This is a genomic window from Frankia sp. CgJB1 (assembly GCF_977947065.1).
The window spans coordinates 1-6,640 of sequence record NZ_CDWTNB010000208.1; the positions used below are offsets into that span (position 1 = coordinate 1).

8 protein-coding genes are annotated in these 6,640 nt (G+C 65.9%); 3 read left to right on the top strand and 5 right to left on the bottom strand.

The window, feature by feature from the left end; translation table 11 throughout:
• Positions 1 to 300 precede the first annotated feature (300 nt).
• On the top strand, positions 301 to 1,074 hold the full coding sequence (locus AC08OT_RS18040) for a transposase family protein (RefSeq protein ID WP_476594279.1): 774 nt from the start codon (positions 301 to 303) through the stop codon (positions 1,072 to 1,074).
• Between the two features lie 462 nt (positions 1,075 to 1,536).
• On the opposite strand, the gene AC08OT_RS18045 is transcribed toward AC08OT_RS18040, so the two are convergent.
• The 4 genes from AC08OT_RS18045 to AC08OT_RS18060 all read right to left on the bottom strand — a co-directional run bounded on the left by AC08OT_RS18045 (position 1,537) and on the right by AC08OT_RS18060 (position 3,480).
• On the bottom strand, positions 1,537 to 2,247 hold the full coding sequence (locus AC08OT_RS18045) for a hypothetical protein (protein WP_476594278.1): 711 nt from the start codon (positions 2,245 to 2,247) through the stop codon (positions 1,537 to 1,539).
• Positions 2,248 to 2,300: 53 nt separating this feature from the next.
• Positions 2,301 to 2,576 carry a hypothetical protein gene (locus AC08OT_RS18050; protein WP_462188646.1) on the bottom strand — a complete coding sequence of 92 codons (276 nt, stop codon included), beginning with the start codon at positions 2,574 to 2,576 and terminating at the stop codon, positions 2,301 to 2,303.
• 333 nt (positions 2,577 to 2,909) lie between these two features.
• Positions 2,910 to 3,152 (bottom strand): hypothetical protein, encoded by a 243-nt coding sequence (locus AC08OT_RS18055; protein ID WP_476594277.1) that lies wholly within the window; start codon positions 3,150 to 3,152, stop codon positions 2,910 to 2,912.
• Between the two features lie 61 nt (positions 3,153 to 3,213).
• Complete coding sequence (locus tag AC08OT_RS18060) at positions 3,214 to 3,480, bottom strand: HepT-like ribonuclease domain-containing protein (RefSeq protein ID WP_476594280.1); 267 nt, start codon at positions 3,478 to 3,480, stop codon at positions 3,214 to 3,216.
• Between the two features lie 75 nt (positions 3,481 to 3,555).
• On the opposite strand from AC08OT_RS18060, the gene AC08OT_RS18065 reads away from it, so the two are divergent.
• Positions 3,556 to 3,732, top strand: a complete 177-nt coding sequence (locus tag AC08OT_RS18065) for a hypothetical protein (protein WP_462203589.1) — start codon at positions 3,556 to 3,558, stop codon at positions 3,730 to 3,732.
• Here AC08OT_RS18065 and AC08OT_RS18070 read toward each other — a convergent pair.
• Positions 3,689 to 3,925 (bottom strand): DUF4037 domain-containing protein, encoded by a 237-nt coding sequence (locus AC08OT_RS18070; protein WP_462203587.1) that lies wholly within the window; start codon positions 3,923 to 3,925, stop codon positions 3,689 to 3,691. The genes AC08OT_RS18065 and AC08OT_RS18070 overlap by 44 nt on opposite strands.
• A gap of 934 nt (positions 3,926 to 4,859) precedes the next feature.
• Here AC08OT_RS18070 and AC08OT_RS18075 point away from each other — a divergent pair.
• Complete coding sequence (locus tag AC08OT_RS18075) at positions 4,860 to 6,440, top strand: AAA family ATPase (protein WP_476603078.1); 1,581 nt, start codon at positions 4,860 to 4,862, stop codon at positions 6,438 to 6,440.
• The last annotated feature ends 200 nt before the right edge of the window (positions 6,441 to 6,640 follow it).

A 6,640-nucleotide genomic window follows, 5' to 3' on the forward strand; every position in this document is an offset into this window, starting at 1 on the left:
GACATAGAATAATCAAGTTATTTCAATGCAAATCTTTGGGCGGCGCGCCGACTGTGAGCTGATAGACGAAGGACGGACGAAACGGTGGCACATCGAGCCTTTTCAATCTCGGTTTGTCTGATTCTCTCGGCGGTTGAGGATCACCAATTAGCTAATTGAACGGGCGCCGGCTCCAGTCGTTCCGCCATCTGGCGGCGGCGATAGTTGGCCGGGCGGTGGCCGGAGGGGTGCCGTAAATAGAGAAGTCCTCGGTAGATCACAGGGTGTCTACTCCACTGTGCCCTTGACCGAGGACTTCCGTTGCTAACCTACCCTGGTGTCGTCGACCTGCCCGAGTCGACCCTGATCTTCCTCGCGGGGCTGCTGGCCGAGGACCGCGCCCAGCGCCGGACCTGGCGCAAGCTGCCCCCACACGAGCAGGCACTCCTGGTACTCGTCCACCTACGCAAGGGTGAACGCTACGAGCGACTCGCCGAGGGGTTCCAGGTCAGCGTCGGCACCGTCCACAACTACATCCGCGAAGCCGTCCGCCTGCTCGCCACTCACGGCCGGACCCTGCTCGCCGCGGCCTGGATTTTCGCGTGGACCCAGAGCAACTTCCTCATCCTCGACGGCACCATCGTGCGTACCAATCGTGTCCGGGCGCATAACAAGCTGTACTACTCGGGCAAGCACAAGTACCACGGCATCACCTTGCAGAGCCTCACCGACCCCTACGGCCGGCTGATCTGGATCTCCGAAGGGCTTCCCGGCTCCGTCCATGACCTCACCGCGGCCCGGATGCACGACATTCTCGATCTGATCGACCGTTCGGAGCTCTACCTCTACGCGGACAAGGGCTACATCGGCGGCGAGGGCGAGCGCCTCCTCGTCCCGATCAAGAAACCCAAGAACAACGACCTCCCCGACCGTGACAAGGAGGCCAACCGGACCCATGCCACCACCCGCTCACAAGGTGAACGAGGATTCGCGGTCCTCAAGAACTGGCACATATTCGACCGTTTCCGCGGCTGCCCACGCCGCGTCGGCACCTTCGCCCAGGCCGTCCTCGTCCTCGCCAGCGAGGGCCATTAGAACAACCAACTTTGAAAAGGCTCGGTGGGAAGCTCGACCGCCGTCAATAATTAGTGCCCGCCGACTTCGATCTTCACGGGGTAGCGGTGTTGCCCAGATGATCGGGCCCAGTCGGGGCCAGGCGCGCTGACACCTGATGTCCAGCCAGGAGCCAGCGGCAAACGCGAAAGCGCCCCCGAAGGGGGGCTGAGCAGGCAAAGCCAGCTTGTGGACCCTGTGTACCAGCATCCGAACCGTTCGATCTTGGTTGCGGCCCCTGAAATCACTGTCCGGCCGGTCGCTACCCGTGCCCTGGCCAGGGACGATGTCCAGTGACCGCGCCGACCGTTACATCACCTACCGGATCGAGCGGGTGTTCCGCAGGTCTGGCGGTTCCGGACGCTTCGACCCGTCTCGTGACCGTAGTCGTCGGCGTGGTGGTCGCGTTGACGTTCCTCTTCGGGTTCAGGAGGGATGACAGGCTCATGGTTGCTGGTCGAGAAACGTCGCAGCCTCGGCTGGGTCCATGATGTTGGACCAGATCTGCTCTTCGGGGGCCACTGCCCGCTGCGGCATGGCGTAGTCGGACATCCATGCGTCGGCTTCACATCCGGGTACGAGGCTGAGGATCGTCGCGACGAGCCGTCGCGGGACCGAGCCGATGAGGCGGATCGCGACATAGGTCTCGTGACCTTGGTCAGCGACGACCTGGATGCCCAGCGCCGCGCCGTCCAGCATGACGGCATGCTCCTGGCCGTCCAGCAGTGACTCGCCTACCAGCCGGTGCACCGCCGCCCTGAGCGTGCGCTCGGCGCGCGTCGCCGACTCGGCCCGCCACCTCAGCTTGTCCTCCTGACCGGACAGCAGGTCACCGGTGTAGGTCGTGGTGGCGAGAGCAGGCGAGTGTCTGGCGTTGTAGCGTGCCCGCGCGGCGGTTGCGCGTGCGGCCAGCGCCGCGTAGAAGTCATCGGGCGAGCCTTCCTCCCGCTGCCCGGCCGCCGCCAGCCATGGGATCCCGGCGTCGACCCACACTGCACCGCGCCAGCGCTGGACCTTCACCTTGAACAACACCTGATCGTCGATCGCGGCGATCCGCTCCTGCGGCGTGTCGTCGTCGGCGAAGCGGTCGCCGACCTTGCCGAGTAGCGGATGGCCGATGTCCTCCAAAGGCGTGTCCGCGCGCGGGACCGTCAAGGCGAGATCCTCTCGCAGGCAGCGGAGCGTGGGGCGGGCCCGTCCGGCCACCGTCAGCGGTCCTCTTCGACGCCGCCGATCGCGTCGAGTTCAGCACGAGTCATCCCGGCGAGCATCGCTATCCGTGACGCGCGGCTGCCGTCGAGCTCGCTCAGCAGCTCCCGCATCCCGGACTGCATTTCCTCGCGGCGCGCATCCAGGTAAAATGCGACCGCCGCCTCGACGAGATCCTTCTTGCTCATATGCAAGTAGTGCGCGCCACTGGTGATCAGTTTGTCGCCTTCCGGCGAGACCTTGACCGCAACCTGCCGGGGCGTCTGCTCCATCATCGCCGCGTCCGTCTCCTTCCCGCCAGCTACCAGTCCGTCGGTGCCTCCAGTACCTCAAGGGTACTCTGCCATCGGTCGCCGCCGGGCGCGACCAAGCACCGACTCCTCCCACCACACCAGCAAGACAACTCACCGTCGACGGGTGGGTCGAACGGGTCGACAACGGCGGCTCCCGAACCGCTGGCGTTCAGGCCGGACATTGCTGACCGCGCTGCCGGCGGACTGGGCGGAGCCTGGCGAAGGCGACCGCAGGCACGCCGGTGCCGAGGATGCAGGTGGACCCGGCGTCGCGACACGACCGTCGCTCCCCACCCTTGCCCGCAGACGGGAAACCTAGATCAAAAACACCGATCGGCGATCAGCTGGGAGCACCTTACGGCACGGGGTGCGGCGCTGGGTTGTCACGCCGCAAGTAGAAAGCGCCTTGACGGCGAGAACCCAACACGGAATAGCGATCGAGATCGACAGGGTGAACCAAAGTTCATGCCAGTCGAACGAGATCAGAGAATTCACAAGTAGCGCGATTGCGCCGATTTCGACTAAGAGAAGAGTGAGCGCGGCGTTGCGCTTGGCCATCCCGGTTCTCCATACCTATCGATTTGTGGCGTTGCGTAACCGTAGCAGTGAGGTTGTGGCACTACGGGTGGGGGTGTGATGGTGGAGTGGGGATCGCTCCTGGTTGGAGCGCTGGGAGGTGGCGGCGGAGTGCATACGTCCACCGGTGTGACGAACGTAACACAAGCTGGAGAAGGTGGCCACGCTGGGCGATCCGAGCGGTGAGACCTCGGCGGCCTGAACAGAACGTGTGGCTGCCGGCGTGGATGCGCCACACAATTGACCAGTCGACCTCGAAGTATGTGTGAACGGCGATGTTGCGGAAGCCTGTGACGGACCGCCACGGCACGTCCGGCCAGCGCGCTAAGCTGTCGGTGGCCTGGTCGATCGCGCCGAGAAGATGGCCGAGCGGGCCGTCGGGCCCGTGTCCGAGTCGGGTGAGGAGGGTTCGCAGCGGCGGATCGCTGATCGCATCGGTCGGCGCACGGGTGAGGCGTTCGGCGCCGAGTACGTGGATGTCTCGGGAATGAAAGCGGCGCGGGGCGGGATCGACGGGCTCAGCCAGACCAAGGCGTTCGAGGAGAAAAGCCGATCCGTATGAGGTCGCGGGCCACGCGGGCGGCAAGCACACGCGAGCCGAGGTCGTCGCCGCCGCGGCCACCTGTGCGGCCGATGAACGGTTTTTCCTGGCTGACCCGCAGCCAGCCGGCTGCCAGGACGTAGCGCCAGACGTCGTCGGGGTACCAGGCCAGTGCCCGACGCCGCGTGGTGAGCAGATCGAGCGGGTCGTGCACGGGGGGCCGAAGTCGTGGTCCGTGGAGACCTCGTCGTCGAAGCCGAGGACCTCGGACCCCTCACCGAGCAACGCGGCAGCGTGGGGCACGCCCACGACCAGCGACCGAACCGCCCGCTCGTAGAACCGTCGAGAAAGATCGCGACCGGGCACGGCTCCGCGATCCTCCTCAAGGCATCCCGTCATGCACCAGGCATCTCATCGTCGAGGTTGCCGAACAGCCGTGCGCGGGACGTGTCAACCATGATCACCACTGAAGCGGGGACGTCAGCCAAGGAGACCACGGACCTGACGTGGTCCAGGACGAAGGGCTATGGTCCTGTCGCCTGACGTGAACGGCGACTCCCGGCCGGTGCCATCGGCATGCTGGACGGCAGCTGGGACGTGATGGTCCCTTCGTCGCTGCCCAGGCCGTCGGCGAACAGGTTGCCATGCGCGTTCTTGCCGCGGCACCAGCGGCTGCCGTGGCTACCGCGGGTCCTCCGAAGTCGCCACCGCTCAGCACCTCGGCGGAACGGACGCGGTTCGCATGATCCCAACATGGTCGTCCGGCCGGGGCTCGAACCAGCTGTCGAGGCCCTGACCAGCACCGTTCCATGGTGTTGAATCTCAAAGCGATAGATCGCGAACCGCATTCACCGAGGTCGGAGGCGTGATCAGAAAAAGGGTGGCCTCTCTGTACCAGCATCCGAATCGATAGATCTTGGTTGCTGGCCTTGAAATTACCGTCCGGCCGGTCGCTACCCGGCCCCTGGCCAGGGGCGACGCTGGATGACCGCGCCGACCGGAGTGTCGCCTGACGGATTGAACGAGTGTTCCATTGGTCCGTCCGCGCGATCGCGACCAGTCAGGGAGGAATCACTCGCCGCACAGGTAGATCGTCGATCACGGGTAGGCTGGTCGTGAAGTAGCGAGTCGGGCGGGGAGGAGGACTGGTGAGCCGTCGGTTCAACACGACTGGGCCGTGCATCCCCGCGGAGCATTACATGATCCCGGCGCTGTCCCGCCTCCCGGAGGCGCCCGGGTTGGTGGATCTCAAGGCCTACTTCGTCGTCCACGCGCCCCGCCAGACGGGGAAGACGACGGCGCTCCGCGCACTCGCGGCCGACCTGACCATGCAGGGCCGGTACGCCGCGGTGCACGTCTCCTGCGAGACCGGGCGCGCCTGGGGAGACGACATCCGCGCCGCGTCCCGGGCGATTCTCGACCGGCTCCGCTCCAGCGCCGAGGACACCCTGCCTGCGGAGCTGCGGCCGGCGCCGTGGCCGGAGACCTCCGACGGCACCCTGATCGTCGAGGCGCTCGGAGCCTGGGCCCGGATCTGCCCACGTCCGCTCGTCCTGTTCTTCGACGAGATCGACGCCCTTCAGGGCCAGTCGCTGATCAGTGTGCTCAGCCAGGTGCGGGACGGCTACAACGCCCGCTCCACAGCGCCCTTCCCGGCATCGGTCGTGCTGTGTGGTCTCCGCGATGTCCGTGACTACAAGGCGGCGGCCGGTGGTGACCCGTCGCGGCTGGGCACGTCGAGCTCTTTCAACATCAAACTCAAGTCGCTTAGGCTGGGCGACTTCACCGCGGATGAGGTGGCGGAGCTCTACGGTCAGCACACCGCCGCCACCGGCCAGCCGTTCGCGCCGGGCGCCGTCGAGCACGCCTACGAGCTCACGGGCGGCCAGCCGTGGCTGGTCAACGCGCTGGCCCGCGAGGTCGTCGAGGAGATGGCCGTGCCCGCCACAGAGACGATCACACTTGAGCATCTCGAGGCCGCGAAGGAACGGTTCGTCCTTGCGCGCGCCACCCACCTGGACTCGCTGGCCTCCAAGCTAGCCGAACCCCGTGTCCGTGAGATCAACGCTCCGTTGATCGCCGGGGACCCGCTCGTCCTCGACCCGTACGACGACGACGTCAGCTATGTCCGTGATCTCGGCCTCATCGCACCCGACCCACCAGTACGGGCCGCGAATCCGATCTACCGCGAGGTCATCGTCCGCGTCCTGTCGTCCTCCGTGCAGGAGAGCATCACCACCGATCCCCGCACCTTCGTCCGCCCGGACGGCAGTTTCGATCTTCCACGAGTCCTCGCCGACTTCGCGGTCTGGTGGATCGAGAACGGCGAGTTCCTCACCAGCCGCGGCTACTACGACGAGGCCGCGCCCCAGCTCATTCTCATGGGCTACCTCCAGCGCGCCATCAACGGTACCGGCCAGGCCGAACGCGAATACGCGCTCGGCTCCGGCCGCATTGACCTTCATCTCCGCTGGCCCTACGTACCCCGCGGGGGACCGCGGCAGGTCCATCGCGAGGGTTTCGAGATCAAGGCCTGGCGCACCGGCAGATCCAACCCGCTCAAGGCCGGGCTCCTACAGCTGGACCGCTATCTCGACCGACTCCAGTTGCCGACCGGCACCCTTGCGATCTTCGACCAGCGCACGAACGCGCCTCCCATCGACGAACGCACCGCGATCACCACCGTGACCAGCCCGGCCGGGCGCTGCATCACCCTCCTCAACGGGTGACCGACGCCCGCGCGCCTTGAGTCCGAACACGACGCGGGGGCCGAGTCGTCCGCGAGGCCTGTGGGGTGTCAGAGGGCGCTTTGGAGTTCTGATAACGATAAGTAGCATCTGAGATCGGTGGCTTTTGCTGTACATCGCACCACGAGAACGCTTTCGCGCTCCCCAAATAAACGATCATGGGCCCGTTTCGTCCATCTGGG

Excerpts from the sequence above, each read along its gene's own strand:
- AC08OT_RS18055 (WP_476594277.1), bottom strand. The coding sequence starts at position 3,152 with ATGGCCAAGCGCAACGCCGCGCTCACTCTTCTCTTAGTCGAAATCGGC.
- AC08OT_RS18050 (WP_462188646.1), bottom strand. The coding sequence starts at position 2,576 with ATGATGGAGCAGACGCCCCGGCAGGTTGCGGTCAAGGTCTCGCCGGAA.